Consider the following 17918-nt stretch of genomic DNA (forward strand, 5'->3'; position numbering starts at 1 on the left):
TTAAAAAATAAAAATAACTCGGAGTTTTAATTGTTTATTGTCAAAATAAATGTCAATTTGTCTGATAAATTCTCGAAAGTAAAATCTTCGTTCTGTTTCCGACAAATCTAACCAAAATTGTGGTATGGAAACAGCTTGAGCAACAGAACGCAAGTTAACTGGCGGAAGAGTTGCCAACTTTGCTTCGAGTGCAGAAATTTCTGTGCGAAGTTTGTAAGCCCTTAACTTTGCTGTTTCAACATCTAAAATTCCAGTTTCAATTAACGCGGGTAACTGAGCAAGTATTTCTTGCTGACGAGCGATCGCTTGTCCTAAACTATTCTTGAGTGCATCCAATTGGGGAAAATTCATCCCCGCTACAGCTAAGGGTAAGTCACGGCAAACGGTTTCAATTGTATGTTCTAAAACCTCTTGGTAGGGAATAGCCTTACACTTGGGGCGTTGAGGACAGCTAGTAGAACGTAAATAAAGATACTCCTTATCTTGGTTGCGTTGGGTGACACGAGTAACTGTTAGATGTGACTGACACTCAGCACAGACAACCAACCCAGCTAGAGAACGGGGTGCGCTAGCAGTTCGGGATGGTAAACGGCTGTTACGGCGTAAAATTCGGTCAACTTGGGCTGCTTCTTCTTTAGAAATTATCGGAATATGGGTATTAGAGATAATTTCACCATTTTGGTAAGCTGTATTGCCGCGATAAACTGGATTAGTTAGCCAGCGTCTTCCTGTAGTTACAGAGATTTTTTTGCCGTATTTTTTCGCCAAGTGACGAACTGAACCCCGCAGGGAACCATAGAGTAAAAAGTGTTCAAAAAAATCTTTGACTACTGGTGAAGTACTGCGATCAATGGTATATTTTCCCTTACCTCTGCGATAGCCGTAGGGAACTTTGCCCGGTGGCGGTGCAACCTCAAGACGATTCCGGGCGTGTCCTTGACGGATGCAACGACTCCGTTGCTGACGTTGGATTGTGTGTAGCAAATTCAGCAAGTCAGCGCCCAGAGGGTAATTTTCGGAAGTATAGGGCTGTTCTGTGGCAATTATTGCTACTCCCATTACTTCAAGTTGATGTAAGCGATCGCTAATTTCCTCTACAGTATCCCCTAATTCTTCTAACCGACGAATTAACAGATAATCTGCTGGTTCAGTTTCGCAATCGGTAAATAATTGTTGTAATTGCGTTCGCGTAGCGTGTCCGTAGGACTCTCGCGTAGCGTGTGCGTAGGACTCTCGCGTAGCGTGTGCAGAAGACTCTGGCTTGCCCAAATCTTCATAAACCCGATCCACCTCCCATCCCCAATCACCTTGATCGGGAGAAGATTCTAGTAGAGGATTGGTGTAAGAATAGGCAATTATTTTCATTAGTCATTGGGCATTTGTACTGAGCGAAGTCGTTGGCGCAGCCTCTCGTAAGAGAAGTATTGGGCATTGAGGATCTGACAATTCAGCGGTATCTGAAAAACCTCTCTTCTATTTCTCTCATCCTTTAAGGAGAGAGACTTTGAATTTTCCCCCTTAGAGTGTCGGGAAGGGGGTTAGGGGGTTAGGTTTTTGTGGATTGCCCTTCTCCTCCTCATTGCTGACTTAGCTCGACAATATTTCCATCAGGATCTTGAGTGAATAAGGCAGGGCGACCGGAAGCGCTGGGTTGAATAGGATAATTATGATTGAGCAACTCTTGTTTGGCAGCATCTAAGTTATCTACTGAGAAGGCGAAGTGGGGGTTGCGTCCCCATTTTTCGTTTGGGTTTTCGGTGGGGACAGTAGGTGCAACTATTAGGTGAATTTGATAGTTGCCGACTTGATACCATGCACCAGCGTATTTCAGGGAACGATCTATTTTGGATAATCCTAATACTTTGCCATAAAAGTGTTCAGAGCGTTCTAAGTCAGTCACGAGAATTGCTGTATGGAGACTTTGGGTAATCTGCATTGTTGGTAAGTGCGATCGCGTTTATTTAAATAACTATGCAGGATATGCACAGGGCTATTTCGTTCTAAACAGGACTTACGCAAAATAATGAAAAAACGAACCGTAAAGGACACAAAGGACACAAAGAAATAAGAGTTTCAGAGAGTTATTGCGTAAGTCCTGCTAAACATAAACCGCCCAGAACTAAAGTTCTTGGCTCATAGCTTAAGTTTTGCGGACTGCTGATAAATCAACATAGTACCGCTTTATATCTCCACCCTCTAGCGGTTCAACATTACAAACTTGAAAAGCAGCTTTGAGAGTATTAGCACGCTGGTGATTCATTGGGTTTTGACTAACTTTATAGATCCGACTTTCTCCAGATTAAATTTTAGGCGATCGCTGTGCAATCTTTCATTTAATAAAAGTTTACTTTTAACTAACAAAGCTTTGTAATATCTTATACTTTAATAAAGTAGATTAGAATATAGCGCTTTTGGCTTATATACATCTTACTCCCCAACCTTAGTAGAAAAAGTTCAATTGTCAATCCTCCAAAAGACAGAAATTTTTTCCACTATTCTGACTCCTGAATTCTTACGTTATTTCTAATTACTAAGTTGTTAATTTTCAGTGTAATGATTGCCTCATCTGGCGAAGACTTGAACTTTGCTATTACTATACCTGGTAAATTTATCTTCTTTAATTTAATACAAAAACTACATGGAACAAGTAATTACTGCAATGGCAGATGCTTTGTTTATAACCAGTAATTTAGGGAGAATAAAAAAAGTAAATCGTGCTGCTCAACAATTATTTGGTTTTAGTGAAGAAGAATTAATTAATAAACCAATATCACTGATAATTGATGATGAGCAAGTCTTAATAGAAGCCATTCAACAGCATTCTTTTTTTCAGAAAAATCTTCAGAATTTAGAGGTAGTTTGCCGAACCAAAACTAGAGAAAAGCGGTTGATTGCTTTTTCTTGTTCAGTAATTCCGAAAAAAATAAAAGGATTAGAAGAGATTGTCTACATTGGTCGGGATATTACTGCTCGGCAGCAACGGGAACAACGGACAAGTGCCCAATATGCTATCACTCGTATATTATCAGAATCCCAAACTGTAAAACAGGTAATTCCGCAAATTTTGCAGTCGATTTGTCAAAACTTGGGATGGGATTTAGGCGAACTTTGGACACCAAGTCAATATATTGGCACTTCCGTACAAGAACATAGCCTCAATGCAGTACTAAGGTGCGTGGAAATTTGGTCAAGTCGAGTAATTTCTGTGCGAGAGTTTAAAGCAATCACCTGGCAAACTACTTATACACCAGGTGTTGGCTTACCTGGTCGAATTTGGATCAGACGTTTGCCTTTGTGGATTCACGATATCACAGAAGATGGAGATACTCGGCGATCGCAACCTGCTGCTGAGGCGGGATTGCACGCAGCTTTTGGCTTCCCCATCTTAGACGATAGTGAAATCTTAGGAGTGATGGTTTTCTTTAGCCGGGATGTACAACCAAAAGATAAAGACTTATTACAAATGGTGGCTTCTATTGGTAGCCAAATCGCCCAGTTTATCAAACGCAAACAAGCAGAAGATGCACTTGTAGAAAGTGAAGAACGATATCGAGATTTATTTGAAAATGCTAATGATTTGATTCAATGTGTCAATGCATCTGGTCATTTTTTGTATGTCAATCGTGCATGGCGAGAAGCTTTGGGATATAGCGAAGCAGAACTTGCGAATATGAATGTTTTTGATATTATACATCCAGAATTTAAACAAGACTGTTTGCAAAGATTTTATCAGGTGCTATCAGGAGAAAACATCGAGCAAGTAAAAGCCGCATTCGTTACTAAAGACGGTCAAACAATCTTTCTAGAAGGTAATATTAACTGTAAATTTGTCGAAGGTTATCCAGTTGCGATTCGCGGCATTTTTCGCAATATCACCCAGCGATTAGCAACAGAAAAAGCGCTGCGCCATCAGCAGGAAGAAACCGAACGTTTATTGCTAAATAGTTTGCCAGCAGTCATCTCCAAACCCTTGAAAGAACCAGCTAACATTGTCGAAGACGTTGCTGATGTCACAGTTCTATTTGCAGATATTGTCGGCTTTACCGAAATTGCTGCTTCTATGAGTGCAATTCAACTGGTAAACTTACTCAACTCGATTTTCTCAACTTTCGATCGCCTCACCAAAGAACATGGTTTACAGAGAATTAAAACCATTGACGATGCTTATATAGTAGTTGGTGGTTTGCCCCCACGCCGCCGGGATCATGCTCAAGCGATCGCTCTTATGGCACTCCAGATGCAAACTGCGATCGCTCTATTTAATACTGAGAATAACCAAAACTTTAGCATCCGTATCGGCATCCATAGCGGTTCAGTATTTGCGAGATTAATTGACTTCAAAAAATTTACGTATAATCTCTGGGGAAACACAGTAAACATCGCTAGTTGCATGGAATCCCAAGGTATTGTTGGTAAAATCCAAGTTACAGAAGATACTTATAAGTTTTTGTGTGATGAATTTCTATTTGAAAAGCGGGGCGAAATCGAAGTTCAAGGCAAAGGGAAAATAACCACCTATTTGTTGATTGGGCGCAAGGGATGAAGGGCATAGGTTTACAAATGCATCGTGACGTGAATGAACGATTAATAGGTTGTTTTAGGCTTTCGTTAATTATCGTGCGATGCCTACGGTGGTCACTGAGCCTGTCGAAGTGCGGTAAACTACGTAAACAGACCATGCTGTAGGGGCACAGCAATGCTGTGCCCTTACGAAAGATATGGTTTTTAACCTTTATCCATATTTGGTATTTCTTGTCAATGCATAAGTACTAGGGCATTGGAAAGAGTTAAAAGGGAACAGGGAACAGGCAAGAGGGAACAGGGAAATCCCCATAATTAAAATTAGGGGATTTGTACAAGGACGTATTTTTTCTTGCGCTGCGCGTCCCCTTAAAAAATGTTTTTATTTTTTTTCATAAATAAATTTAGGGGCTTTAGACCCAAAATTCGGGCAGGTTTTCAAAGCTGTTCCCTGTTCCCTCTTAAGAGTTCCCTGCCCGAAGGGCTTGGTAATTTTTTATTCTCCCCCCCTGCCTCCCCATTTCCTACGTATTCGGAATCAACCGTCCACAGGGATAAGTCGCTGTTTGCTTTTGGGCACTTTCAGCCACTGCTGCGGGAATTTGATCCGATGACTGGGTTTTGGCTGCTAGATAGTCTTTTTGCAGTTTATCCAAAATAGCTTCTCGCCTGTCGTACACACGCTTCAGGGGACGAGGCTGGCACTTGTTCAAGACGTATGCTGTCACCAATGGTAGAGCGATCGTGCTATCGGTATAACAAACAATAGCGTTAGGTAACTCTTCCGGGTCAATCTTACCCCAACTGACAGCTTCCGATGGGGTTGCTCCAGACAAACCGCCTGTATCTGGACGCGCATCGGTAAACTGCACAAAGTAATCGTGTCCTCGTTCTTCTAGTCCCAATACTTCGTGAAGTTGCGGTTGGGTTTGGAGCAAAAAGTTTTTGGGACTACCGCCACCAAGAATTACAGCCGCACTTTTACCTCCAGATTCACGGGCATTATATGCGATCGCAGCCGTTTCATTTACGTCAATTGATGGATCTATTACCAACTGCGAACCTTCCAAAGCCAAAGCCGCCACGTTCATCCCAATTGAGCTATCTCCTGGAGAAGACGTATATATAGGCACACCATACTCATAAGCTGTAGCAAGCAAGCAAGAATGTTGTACACCCAGTTGCTTTTCTACTTCTCGAACATACTTACCCAGTAAATAGTGAAACTCAGCAGTTCCCATCCGCTTCTGAAACGCTTCCCCTTGCAGAATCTTGCGGATGAATGCATCAGTTTCTAACAGTACATCGTAACCAAAGATAATGTCATAAATGCGAATAGTGCCTTCCTGGCGCAGTTTCACATCATCCAAAAACGGATTACCAGCAAAAAGTTCAAAACCCAAACCGTAGTGCATATCGTGGTAAAGATTTGCACCAGTGCTAATCATCCAGTCAATAAAGCCGTTGCGAATTAAGGGTGCAAGCGCTGAAACCCCGAATCCTGCTGGCGTCATCGCACCGGAAAGGCTAACTCCCACCGTGACACCTTCTGTTAGCACATCACGACTCAGTAGTTGGCAGATTTCCCGCAACCGCGCTGAGTTGTAAGCGGTAAAGTATTGATCGATCAAATCCACCACACTGATATCATTTGATATAAGTGTAGGTGCGATTTTTTGACCCAGCTGTTTAGACATTTTGGCACTCCCGAACAATAAACACGCCGAATCTAATGGTATCTAGCTTTCAACCAAAGTGACAGCAATTTTACTAGCTCATCTCATCAAAAAACATTACCACGGCTGAGATTAGAGACTTCCAGTAAAAAAATATCCTATCGTAGGAGCGCACAGATGTGCATACGTGTCAACTTAACGTAAAAGCCATGTCCCGCCTGGAACTTTAGTTCCAGGCGGGCGAGTCAAGCCGAAAGTTTTGCTATTTCTAGGCTTAAGTTGACACCAATGACATCTGTGCGCCTTTACTCAACGCCTACAATTTAGACAATTTCACTGAAATGAGTTTGCGAAAATATTAAATTTAATGAAAGATTTAATAGATCGAGACAGGTGTACGCTACCTACATGGAAATGCGTCAACAGAGGACTCAACCAATGGGATATGTAATTGCTACTGCAAATATGAAAGGTGGCGTTGGTAAAACCACCCTCACCGTCAACTTAGCTACCTGTTTAGCTAAAAATCATGGTAAGCGGGTGCTTGTCCTTGATTTAGACAGCCAAATTAGCGCCACACTTAGTTTGATGTCGCCTTTAGATTTTGCCAAGCGTCGTAAACAAAGTAAGACATTTAGGTATCTGATAGACCAAGTTATCAATCCCGAACCAGAAGCAAAATTGACAATTAAAGACATCATTCAATCCCCGGTTTGTAATCTTCCAGGATTGGATTTATTACCAGGAGATATCGACTTATATGATGAATTTGTTGTTTCAGAAATGCTGCATCAGCAAGCAACTGCTTTAGGTGAACAGGACTTTGAAACAATTTGGAATCGCTTTGAAAGAGTCTTGATAAATAATATTTTAAAACCTGTGCGTCAAGAATATGATTTTATCCTCTTAGATTGTGCGCCTGGATATAATTTATTGACTCGTAGCGCTTTAGCTGCCAGTGATTTTTACATACTTCCTGCTAAACCAGAACCATTATCTGTAGTGGGTATTCAACTGCTAGAAAGACGCATTGCCCAATTAAAAGACAGTCACGGACATGAAACCCAAATAAATATAAAAATGCTGGGAATTGTATTCAGCATGTCTAGCGCTAACCTTCTCACTGGCAGATACTATAAACAAGTGATGCACCGCGTTGTTGAAGATTTCGGTGTAGAAAAAATTTGTAAGGTACAAATACCAGTTGATGTCAATGTTGCTAAGGCTGTCGATAGTTTTATGCCAGCTGTTTTAAATGCTCCCCAATCAGCTGGTTCAAAAGCGTTCTGTCAGTTAACTCAAGAGTTGTTGCAAAAGCTATAGCTATAGCTCCAGAACTGCTGAGTTCAATAGACATCTCCGAAAAATAATTGTTTTGACGTAGCAGTGCTACGTCTCTACAAGGGTTATGGGTAACGCATATTTAATTTCTGGAGATGTCTAATGAAGAGGCAGGGGGAATGACCCTATCAAAACCTGCACTCTGCCTCCTGCATTCCTCGATAAAAAGTGGTAATAATTAAGTAATTTTTCCGATAAGTCCAGCATTTATACTGAAGCTATGTACAGCACTATTCGGCTATTGAGTGAAAAGGCCAGTAAATCTCGCTAAGAAACAATGCTTACTAACAATTCTGTACAGGCAGAGAAAGAGAAAAATCAAAGCTTGGTAATGCCCCTACCACGAACTCTGAGTTATCTCGAAACCTGGGGCTTTGGCTTAACGGGTCATGTGGGATGGATCGGTACTGCCCCCATTATTCATGCAGCGTTAGGGTCTAAAGCTATCTTTGTTTGGTTGTTTGGCACGATCATTTCCTTTTTACTCAACTTGCAGGTACAAAGTCTAGGTAGACACTGGCCAGATGTCGCTGGGGGAACACCAAACTATACCACAAGGCTACTAAAGAACTTTCCTGGCTTAGGCCGTTACGTAGCCTTGGGATACTTTTTTAGCTGGGCAGCAGCACCAGCACTATATGCGATTATTCTCACAGACCTAGTTAAAGTTAATTTTGAAACATTAAATATTTCTTGTCCAGAAACTTTTTTAAAAGTTCTTTTTACAGCAATTCCTTTTATTTTGGCTTTCAGTGGTACTCGTGCTTTAGCGCTCCTGCATTTATTTTTTGTCTTCCCAGCCATTTTATTACTACTTTTGTTTTGTATTCAAGGCGTAGTATGGTCAGCCTTCTCAACCACTAGTTTTAAACTTATCCTAACTAGCACAAATAGCCTGAGCTTTGGAGAATGGGCAAAGTGGTTTTTTCTGGCTAGCTATTCAATTTATGCTTGTGAAACCACTTCTTCTTTTGTTGCTGATAGCCGCCACCCACATAAAAGTTTGGGGTTCTTAACTGTCGCTGCTTGGCTAATCCCTGCGGTGTTTTTAGGTGCTTCTTGGGTATTAATGTGTTCGTCTCCAAATCCAGCAATAGGTGACGATGTGTTCTTAAATCTGGTGGCAGCTTCTAAGCCTTTTTGGGGTGAATCTGCCTCTTTTATAGTCACACTTCTCATTACTGTATCCTGCCTTTTAAGTGCTGCTACGGCAGTTTCCAACTCGCCTCGGATATTATACCAACTTGCTTTAGACGGTCAGCTTTCTCCTATATTTACATTCGTTTCACCCCAAGGTGTCCTTGGGCCCGCTATCTTTGTTACCTTTCTACTCAGCCTGCTTTGTCTGAATTTGGGAAATGTACCTCAACTTGTGACGGTAGCAGGTACCTGTTATCTCGTGTCGATTATGGGTCTACATCTGGGATTATGGCTGTGTCGGGGCAAACCGCAGGTGTTATGGCCTTGGTGGTCACTTGGTTTTTTCTGTGTAGAAGCAGTAGTTCTAATAGTAGGAGGTTTAGCTTGGAATTGGAAAAATTTTTTAGTGGGTTTATTATTACCCATTCTTCTGATGATAGGAGATTTAGCGCTACGTCGCTTAAATTTAACACCATTACAGGTAAAATGGTGGACACAGCATTACAACGTTAAGTCTAGTAGAAACAACCAAGATTTTGTCGTACTACAGGTAATTGTCCTAGTATCATTAATTTGTATGACTGCCACAAGCAGTTGGTTTATCCGCGATTTATTAGACAAAAACTATCATAATATTCATAACTCTTTGCTAGCTATTATGTTAGTGACATTTTCTTTTGCAGGGGTTGCGATCGCTTGCTGGACAACTCTACCACAAATCGTTGCTATTGATAATGCACGCAAACAAGCAAAAAGCCTATTTATTACTACTCTCGATACTGTCCCCGATACTGTTTTAGTCTTAGATGAAAACGGTAAAATTTGCCAGACAAATGCTGCTGCTGAAGAATTATTTCAAACAAGTGTTCAGCAGCTACTTGGCAAAAAGTTGAATCAACTATTAATATGCTATCGCGGTAAACCGGAGCAATGGTCTATTAGAAGTGAGCAAACGTTAAAAATTAACCAAGGTCTACTAATTGTTGAATCGACTATTTCACAGCCATTTAATTCCCAGCTACGAGAGTATGTTGTTATTATCCGTGACATCACTAAACGTAAGTTAGTAGAAAAAGAATTAGTTCAGTATCGTCATCAGCTTGAGCAGATGGTTCTAGAACGCACCATTGAACTTATTAGAGTAAATCAACAACTTGAGCAAGACATTATCAAGCGTCAGCAAGCACAAGAGCAATTACTGCACAATAGTCTTCATGACGGGCTAACCGGATTACCTAATCAACGATTATTTTTGGAGCGAGTGCAGGGGGCAATAGAACGTACTAAACAGCAAAATAAATATTTATTTGCCGTACTCTTCTTAGACTTAGACCGTTTTAAAGTTGTTAATGATAGCCTTGGACATCTACTGGGAAATCAACTTTTAATTGAAATTTCTCATCGGCTAAAATCAGTTCTGCGAGTTGGAGACATAGTTGCCCGTTTTGGTGGAGATGAATTCACAATCTTAATGGAGGAAATTGAGGATATCAGCACCGCCATACAGGTAGCCGAGCGAATTAAAAAAGTGCTAGCTTTACCATTTCAATTAAATGAGCATCTGGTGTTTACTAATGCTAGTATTGGCATCGCTTTAAGTAAAGCAGATTATGAGCAAGCAGCACAGATTCTCCGCGATGCCGATGTGGCAATGTACTGCGCCAAATCACTTGGTAAGGCACGCTATGAGGTCTTTGACGGAAAAATGCACGAGGGCGCATCTTTACTCTTGGAGTTAGAAACTGCTCTGCGAAATGCACTGCTCAAACAAGAAGAATTTCGCCTTGATTACCAGCCAATTATTTCACTAGTAACTGGCAAAATTATTGGATTTGAGGCACTCATACGTTGGCATCATCCAGAACGAGGGCTTGTTTGCCCTGAAGATTTTATTCCCCTGGCGGAAGAAACTGGAATGATTGTTAGTATCGGGCAATGGGTGCTTTATGAAGCCTGTCATCAAATGCACAAATGGCATCAACGATTTCCTAACTCATTACCTCTGACAATGAGCGTTAATTTTTCTGGTAAACAAATCAGTCAACCTGATGTGTTTAAACAAGTTAAAGAGATTTTGCAAGAAACTGGACTGAACCCAGGTAGTTTGAAATTGGAGATTACTGAAACCTTGTTGATCGATAATTTTGAATTAGCTACCACCGTACTTGCCCAGTTAACAGCGCTGAATGTCGAGTTGCACATGGATGATTTTGGTACTGGCTATTCATCTTTGAATTATCTGCACCGCCTACCAATCAAAACCCTTAAGATTGACCGTTCTTTTGTCAGCAATATAGGTAGTCGAGGAGAAAATTTAGAAATTGTTCGAGCTATTGTGACATTAGCTCATAATTTAGATATGTCTGTAACAGCAGAAGGGATAGAAACTGTAGAGCAATTAGCACAACTGAAGGCTTTACAATGTGATTATGGGCAAGGGTATTTTTTCTTACCACCTATGGAAGGTGCAGAAGTAGAAACACTCCTTGCTGCTAACTTGTGTGACAAAAACTTTTTAATGAGATAAAAGTTCGTAGTAAGGACTTTAGTCCTTGATTTAAGTCAAGATGCGATGAATCGCGTCTCTACAAATGGTGTATTTGTCGCATTCTTTTTTCCAATTTGTATTACATTAGTGTAGAACTCGCTGTAGCTGGAAATCCTCGGCGTTATCAAGTAATCCTTCTTCTTGCAAAAGTTCATTAATAAAAATATCGATTTTCTTGCGATTAATATTCTGCATGACTATCAGGTGTGCCCAATCTTCAAGAACTGCTAACTGCCACTTTTTAATTAACCTTTGAGAAGGTTTTTGAAAGACTACTGTATTAGAAAATTTATTTAACATGCATGGATATTCTCTTATTTGAAGTTGTTGGAAAAGATATTGAGCATTATCAATACAAGTATTTGCTTCTCTAGCTAATCCATCATAACCTCTTGTTTGCAATGCATACCAGAGAATTAGGGGAGTGTGACCGTTTCTAGATCCTAGAATTGTTGTATCTGTTGAACCAATATATTCAATTTCTGTTTCAACTTTTTCTACCCATTTCTTTTTAGTTAAAACTACACCGCAAGGTAACGGAGAACCAATGAATTTAGCAGAAATAGCTATACTATCTATGGGTTTTTGAAAGTTAACTTGGGGAGCGCCATCTAAAAACGGTAATATTAATCCTGAAAGTGCAGCATCACAATGAATGTAGTAATCTTTAATCTGATTGCGCTCTAAAATTTCTAGAACTTTGTCTAAGTTATCAATTGCACCTTTGACAGTAGTCCCAATATTTAAATTTATGATGGCTGGATAACTACGATTTTCCCTAAGTAGTTGTTCAAAATGGTCATAATCCATTTCTCCATTAATTTGCGAATTAACAATATTATGCTGAATGCGGAATAATTTAGCTGCTTTGGGAATTGAGTAATGAGAGTCTTGTGATGAGTAAAGAATCCCATTCGGGTAGATTTCTCTTGCTAAGAATATTCCATATAAATTACCTTCAGTTCCACCAGCAGTAACATAACCCCAAAACTGATCTTCTGGAATCTTATAGAGGTTAGCAAAAAAAGATAATACTTCTTGCTCAAACTTACGAGAATGAAGACCAAAATCTGGCTCCACATAAGGATCTCCAGCATTATTTAAAAGATGATTAAAAAATTTTGCGATCGCACTATAATCACAACTTAAATTATATGGATAACCTGCATGAAACTGCGATCGCTGTTCTATTTGCACCAAAAAATCTGCCAACTCTTTAGTAACTTTATTTGACATATCTTTGTATCTGTTAAATTTTGATTCGCTTAATGAATGTTTTAATCTAAATTATACGTATTAATCCATACCTTTATAATTTCTTAATAATGCCTGAATTGGCTATTTTATTGAAGATAATCTAGTGAAAACACTGAGCAAATATCAGTAATAATATTAGAATTTTTTGCGGAAATGGATATTACACTTAGAACTTACGCACTATAGGAAATAACCATAATGTGTATTACGCAAAATATCTATTTCAGGCGGTGACTGGAACCTGATTTAATGTGAATTCCACGGATGATGTAGTGTCTATCTAATTAGCTGAATGAAAAGACCGCTAAGAGATTTTACTAGGCAAAAAATTCCCTCTCGGACTCGGAGAGGGAAAAACTTGAACTAAATTTCAACGCAGGGAGAGGTTTGTTGAACTAACGTATAAGTAGTCGGACAAAAATATTTACAGTCATTGCGAGCGTTCGCGCAGCGTCTCGTAGAGAAGCGAAGCAATCCCAGCCCTTGCGATTGCTTCATTCCGCTTCGCTCCATTCGCAATGACATTGTGTAATTAATTCTGTCTGACTACTTATTTACTAGAACTCTCCAGCTAAGGCTGCAACGCATCGTTCGCAAATTAAGGGATGTTCTGCTGATTCTCCCACATGAGTAGAGTAGTTCCAACAGCGATCGCACTTTTCCCCCTCTGCTTTCACTACCCCAATTCCCCAATCTTCCGTCTGCGCTGTATATTCTAATCCTTCCAACCCTTGTGCAGAATCTAATAATTCCACCTGGGAAGTCAGCAATAAATACCGCAGTTCATCGATACCGTTACCCTTAACCGGGTTAAAGGCTTTGATAGCATCGGCTAATTGTTTGTGAGGGATATGAATCAAAGCTTTGGCTTCCAAGGAAGAACCAATGAGTTTTTCTATCCTGGCTTGTTCCAACACCTTATTCACATCAGTACGGAGTTGTCGCAGCGCTGACCAAAATTCCGCTAAATCTGGATTACGCCATTTTTCTTCAATCTGCACCCAACCGGCTTCAAATACTGATTTGTAAGGTGTTTTGTAAGGGAGATATTGCCAGATATCTTCGGCGGTGTGGGATAATACTGGTGCGATCGCTCGTGCTAAATTATCTATTGCTATCTTCAGCACCGTTTGACAACTGCGACGGCGGAAAGCATTATTTGCACTGATGTACAGCCTATCTTTGGCCACATCTAAATAAAAGTTGGATAAATCCACCACGCAGAAATTCTGCACTGTTTGGAAAAAGCGGAAGAATTGGAAACTCTCAAAGGCTTCGGTTACTTCCTCAAATACCTCGCTGATGCGGTGCAGCATATAACGGTCAAGTTCTGGCAATTCCTCGAAGGGAACTGCATCTTTTTCCGGGTCAAAATCATCTAAGCTACCCAACAAAAACCGCGCTGTATTGCGAATTTTGCCTCTAACATCATTCATCTGCTTAATGATGTTTTTCCCAATGCGGACATCGCCGGAGTAATCAACCGATGATACCCACAATCGCAATATATCTGCACCGTAAGCCGGTTCTACTTTTTGATTTTTCCCACCTTCAATGATTATATTGGGGTCAACCACATTTCCTTCTGACTTACTCATCTTTCGGCCTTGTTCATCCAAAGCGAAGCCGTGAGTTAGCACAGTTTTGTAAGGTGCAATGTCATTTACCGCTACACTGGTAAGCAAACTTGACTGGAACCAACCGCGATGTTGGTCAGAACCTTCCAAATATATATCAGCAGGGTAGCGTAACTCTGGACGTTGTTGGACGACAGCCGCCCAAGATGAACCAGAATCAAACCATACATCCATTGTGTCTGTACCTCTGCGGTAAGACTTACCATTTTGGCGATAAGATTCGGGTAATAACTCCTCAACTGATAATTCCCACCAAGCATCAGAACCTTTTTCAGCAATGATTCCTTGAACGTGGTTGATAATTTCTTCATTCAGCAGTACTTCCCCCGTGGCTTCATCGTAGAAAACGGGAATGGGTACACCCCAAACACGTTGACGAGAGATACACCAATCGGAACGTTCCGCCACCATTGGCGTGATGCGATTTTCACCTTGGGCTGGAATCCATTTTACCGTGGCGATCGCCTTTAATGCTTCTTCTCTAAATCCTTCCACGGAAGCAAACCATTGTTCAGTAGCGCGGAAAATCGTTGGCTTCTTCGTCCGCCAATCATAGGGGTACTTGTGGGGATATGCTTCTTCCTTCAACAAAGAACCAGCCGCACTTAATGCATCAATCACCGCTTGGTTCCCATCACCCAGCACATTTAACCCAGCAAATTCTCCCGCTTCTTCGGTAAAATTGCCATTGTCATCCACTGGTGCAAGGATGGGTAAACCGTAGCGTTGACCAACAATGTAATCTTCTTGACCATGACCGGGTGCAGTATGTACCAACCCAGTACCCGACTCAGTAGTAATGTAATCACCGCCGACAACAATCGGACTTTCCCGGTCATATAGAGGATGACGGTAAGTAGTATGTTCTAAATCATTCCCTTTGAATGTGGCTTTTACAGTTAACTCAACTCCCAACCTTGAAGATAAACGTTCTATTAAATCAGCAGCAACGATGAGATATTTAAAATTACTCTGCGCCTCTGAAGGTGAAACTTCCACCACTGCATAATTCAAATCTGCATTCACCGCCACAGCCAAATTCCCCGGAATTGTCCAAGGTGTAGTCGTCCAAATAGCCACACCCAAATCAGACAAATATTCCGCCAACAGTGGTTTTACAGCTTCGGACAAACTTATAACTGCAAAAGCTGCATAGATACTGCGGGAAACGTGACCTTCAGGATATTCCAACTCAGCTTCAGCCAAAGCGGTTTGAGAACTGGGACTCCAGTGAACCGGCTTTAAACCGCGATAGATGTAGCCTTTTAAGAACATCTGACCAAACACGCCAATTTGAGCCGCTTCATATTCCGGCTTCAGAGTTAAATAAGGGTGGTTCCAATCACCCCAAATACCGTAGCGTTGAAAATTTTGGCGCTGGTCATTTACCGTAGCTAGTCCAAATTCTTTCGCTTTCTGCCGCAGTTGTAAAGGCGTTAAATTTTGCCGTTCTGCTGACTTCATGTTCTGCAAAACTTTTAACTCAATTGGTAATCCGTGACAATCCCAACCAGGTACGTAGCGAACTTTACGCCCTTGTAGTAGTTGGTAGCGGTTAATAATATCTTTGAGAATTTTATTTAAGGCATGACCAATATGAAGTGAGCCATTAGCGTAGGGAGGCCCATCGTGCAGTATAAATAATTCGCCGGGGTTATTTTCGGAAAGGCGATCGTAAATTTTATTATCTTCCCAAAATTTTTGGATTTCCGGCTCACGCTTGATGGCGTTTGCCCGCATATCAAAATTAGTCTTGGGTAGGTTTACAGTATCTTTGTAACTTCCTGATTCGGTCACAGTCTCATGCCTAGAATTAGGTGTGCAGGTTTTATTAATTATAGGAGATAGCCTGAAAACCAAAATTTGCTATTTGAGGGCGAGTTTGATAAACCTCTCTCTACCTTGAATTTTCGTTAAGGGACTTGCGTGAAAATAAAGTACTAGTAAACCGAGTTTCGACTACTTCGACTTTGCTCAGTACAAGTGCGCTCAACTCTCAGCCATCGAGGGTTGAGCGCAGTCGAAACCCGTCTGGTTGGGTTTCGTTATGTCAACCCAACTTACATTTTATGCACAAATTTAAGCTTGACACGGCACTAAATTTATGCAATCAAGCGGATTATTGCAGTAAAGGAGTTGTGCTTTTACCGTTAGTTGAAGCATTCGCAATTGCAGCTTGAGCCGATTGAGTGGGAAGAACCGCTACAACTGGAGCAACTTTTGAAGTATATTTTTTATTTCTTTTTCCATTAGAGCCGCCAGCTTTGGAATACTCTACACTGTTTCTGCCATAGATAGTTGCAACTCCACTTAGCATTCGTTCAGACATTTCGGAGAGGGTTTTATCCATCTGGATTACTGTCTTACGCGATTCTTCAAGATTGGACACAAGCGTGTTATGAGCTTCTAATGTCGCACGGGTAGTATTAACAAGGTGGTTGTAGGCTTCAATGGTTAATCCATGTCCTAAATCCAGATTTTCATCAATGGATTTAAGCAAGGCGAGACGAAGTTGAGCTTTGTCAACAGCAGCAGAACCACGAGTTCTTAAAGACATGACATATCCTTTTTTTTAAGAATTCCTTTTTCAACATAGTGGAGTATCCTTTTGCCTGAGATGGGTAGTTTTGTGGATTTATTTGGTTGAACTTTTAATGAAATAATTACGAGTTTGTCTGTGTTTTTACTCATTTTTATATCGATTTGTTGTTTGAGAATAAGTGCAATCAACAAATGCGAACGCCATATCAACAAATGCGATCGCCAAATCAGCAAATGCGATCGCCGAAGTAACAAATGCGATCGCCATATCAACAAATGCGAACGCCAAATCAACAAATGCGATCGCTATATCAGCAAATGCGAACGCCAAATCAACAAATGCGAACGCCAAATCAACAAATGCGAACGCCAAATCAACAAATGCGATCGCTATATCAACAAATGCGATCGCTATATCAACAAATGCGATCGCCAAATCAACAAATGCGAACGCCAAATCAACATTAGAAAGGGGAAAAAAGAAATTTCATCGTATACACAAGTCGAATTACCCCCCTTAATCCCCCCTTGTAAAGGGGGGAAATAGGAAATCTATCTAGTTCCCTCCCCTTTATAAGGGGAGGGTTAGGGTGGGGTAACTTCCCTCAACCTACAAATAACTTCCCTAATCTTCTCCACCACACCATCAATATCTTGATAAACTTCTTGATTCGTAAATCTCAAAAACCTCGTACCTTTTGATTCCAAAAATGCTTGGCGATCGCGGTCATATTCTGCAACTCCATCTTGATAGTGACTATCACCATCAATTTCTATGGCAAGTCTCAATTCCGAAGAATAAAAATCTACTACAAATCTGTCAATACTGTATTGTCTGCGAAATTTACAGCTTTCAATTTGTTGATTTCTAAGTTTTGCCCAAACTATTTTTTCAGATGGGGGCATATTGTTTCTGAGAGCTTGCCGTTTTTGCTTTTCTGAGCTTTGGTTATACAGTTTTGTCATCAGCGTTTTCATATTCCTGGGCTGTGCTTATTATTCCCAGGATTACTCCCCTTATAAAGAGCTACGGTGTACACACAAGTCGAATTACCCCCCTTAATCCCCCCTTAGAAAGGGGGGAAAAAGAAATGTATCTAGTTCCCTCCCCTTTACAAGGGGAGGGTTAGGGTGGGGTAATTCGACTTGCGCGTACACCGCAGCCTTTTTAAGGAGAATCTAAAACTTTTTACCCCTCATCTTTCCGAAATTGAGCATAATATTGTTGAAGCTTCATCAAAATGCGTCTAACTCACA

Annotated in this window: 11 protein-coding genes; 3 read left to right on the forward strand and 8 right to left on the reverse strand. The window is 40.8% G+C overall.

The window, feature by feature from the left end; genetic code table 11:
- Positions 1-1365, reverse strand: coding sequence for a recombinase family protein (locus D1367_RS12375; protein WP_118166723.1), 1365 nt, complete (start codon positions 1363-1365; stop codon positions 1-3).
- Positions 1366-1576: 211 nt separating this feature from the next.
- Complete coding sequence (locus tag D1367_RS12380; protein ID WP_118166724.1) at positions 1577-1936, reverse strand: VOC family protein; 360 nt, start codon at positions 1934-1936, stop codon at positions 1577-1579.
- 702 nt (positions 1937-2638) lie between these two features.
- Between D1367_RS12380 and D1367_RS12390 the strand changes: the two genes are divergently transcribed.
- The gene (locus D1367_RS12390; RefSeq protein ID WP_118166725.1) at positions 2639-4543 is read left to right on the forward strand and encodes an adenylate/guanylate cyclase domain-containing protein; all 1905 of its coding nucleotides are present in this window, start codon (positions 2639-2641) and stop codon (positions 4541-4543) included.
- A 502-nt stretch (positions 4544-5045) separates the two neighbouring features.
- Here D1367_RS12390 and D1367_RS12395 read toward each other — a convergent pair.
- Positions 5046-6218, reverse strand: coding sequence for a homospermidine biosynthesis protein (locus tag D1367_RS12395; protein WP_118166726.1), 1173 nt, complete (start codon positions 6216-6218; stop codon positions 5046-5048).
- A gap of 417 nt (positions 6219-6635) precedes the next feature.
- Between D1367_RS12395 and D1367_RS12400 the strand changes: the two genes are divergently transcribed.
- Together D1367_RS12400 and D1367_RS12405 are read left to right on the forward strand one after the other, a co-directional pair.
- The gene (locus tag D1367_RS12400) at positions 6636-7520 is read left to right on the forward strand and encodes a ParA family protein (RefSeq protein ID WP_118171374.1); all 885 of its coding nucleotides are present in this window, start codon (positions 6636-6638) and stop codon (positions 7518-7520) included.
- A 295-nt stretch (positions 7521-7815) separates the two neighbouring features.
- Positions 7816-11205: an amino acid permease gene (locus D1367_RS12405; protein ID WP_118166727.1), complete on the forward strand. Its 3390-nt coding sequence runs from the start codon at positions 7816-7818 to the stop codon at positions 11203-11205.
- A 105-nt stretch (positions 11206-11310) separates the two neighbouring features.
- Here D1367_RS12405 and D1367_RS12410 read toward each other — a convergent pair whose 3' ends face one another.
- The 5 genes from D1367_RS12410 to D1367_RS12430 form a co-directional block, all read right to left on the reverse strand.
- The gene (locus D1367_RS12410; RefSeq protein ID WP_118166728.1) at positions 11311-12462 is read right to left on the reverse strand and encodes a histidine decarboxylase; all 1152 of its coding nucleotides are present in this window, start codon (positions 12460-12462) and stop codon (positions 11311-11313) included.
- A gap of 578 nt (positions 12463-13040) precedes the next feature.
- On the reverse strand, positions 13041-15917 hold the full coding sequence (gene ileS / locus D1367_RS12415; RefSeq protein WP_118166729.1) for an isoleucine--tRNA ligase: 2877 nt from the start codon (positions 15915-15917) through the stop codon (positions 13041-13043).
- Positions 15918-16239: 322 nt separating this feature from the next.
- Entirely contained in the window at positions 16240-16677 is a 438-nt protein-coding gene (locus D1367_RS12420; protein ID WP_118166730.1) for a hypothetical protein, read from the reverse strand.
- A gap of 126 nt (positions 16678-16803) precedes the next feature.
- A complete protein-coding gene (locus D1367_RS12425) occupies positions 16804-17118 on the reverse strand; it encodes a DNA-directed RNA polymerase II (RefSeq protein ID WP_118166731.1) in 315 nt (104 codons plus the stop codon).
- A gap of 128 nt (positions 17119-17246) precedes the next feature.
- The gene (locus D1367_RS12430; RefSeq protein ID WP_118171377.1) at positions 17247-17627 is read right to left on the reverse strand and encodes an endonuclease domain-containing protein; all 381 of its coding nucleotides are present in this window, start codon (positions 17625-17627) and stop codon (positions 17247-17249) included.
- Positions 17628-17918: the final 291 nt, after the last annotated feature.

Origin of the sequence: Nostoc sphaeroides, assembly GCF_003443655.1 — a bacterium.
GTDB lineage: Bacteria > Cyanobacteriota > Cyanobacteriia > Cyanobacteriales > Nostocaceae > Nostoc > Nostoc sphaeroides.

Excerpts from the sequence above, each read along its gene's own strand:
- D1367_RS12420 (WP_118166730.1), bottom strand. The coding sequence starts at position 16,677 with ATGTCTTTAAGAACTCGTGGTTCTGCTGCTGTTGACAAAGCTCAACTT.
- D1367_RS12395 (WP_118166726.1), bottom strand. The coding sequence starts at position 6,218 with ATGTCTAAACAGCTGGGTCAAAAAATCGCACCTACACTTATATCAAAT.
- D1367_RS12430 (WP_118171377.1), bottom strand. The coding sequence starts at position 17,627 with ATGACAAAACTGTATAACCAAAGCTCAGAAAAGCAAAAACGGCAAGCT.
- D1367_RS12410 (WP_118166728.1), bottom strand. The coding sequence starts at position 12,462 with ATGTCAAATAAAGTTACTAAAGAGTTGGCAGATTTTTTGGTGCAAATA.
- D1367_RS12375 (WP_118166723.1), bottom strand. The coding sequence starts at position 1,365 with ATGAAAATAATTGCCTATTCTTACACCAATCCTCTACTAGAATCTTCT.
- D1367_RS12390 (WP_118166725.1), top strand. The coding sequence starts at position 2,639 with ATGGAACAAGTAATTACTGCAATGGCAGATGCTTTGTTTATAACCAGT.
- D1367_RS12380 (WP_118166724.1), bottom strand. The coding sequence starts at position 1,936 with ATGCAGATTACCCAAAGTCTCCATACAGCAATTCTCGTGACTGACTTA.
- D1367_RS12405 (WP_118166727.1), top strand. The coding sequence starts at position 7,816 with ATGCTTACTAACAATTCTGTACAGGCAGAGAAAGAGAAAAATCAAAGC.
- D1367_RS12400 (WP_118171374.1), top strand. The coding sequence starts at position 6,636 with ATGGGATATGTAATTGCTACTGCAAATATGAAAGGTGGCGTTGGTAAA.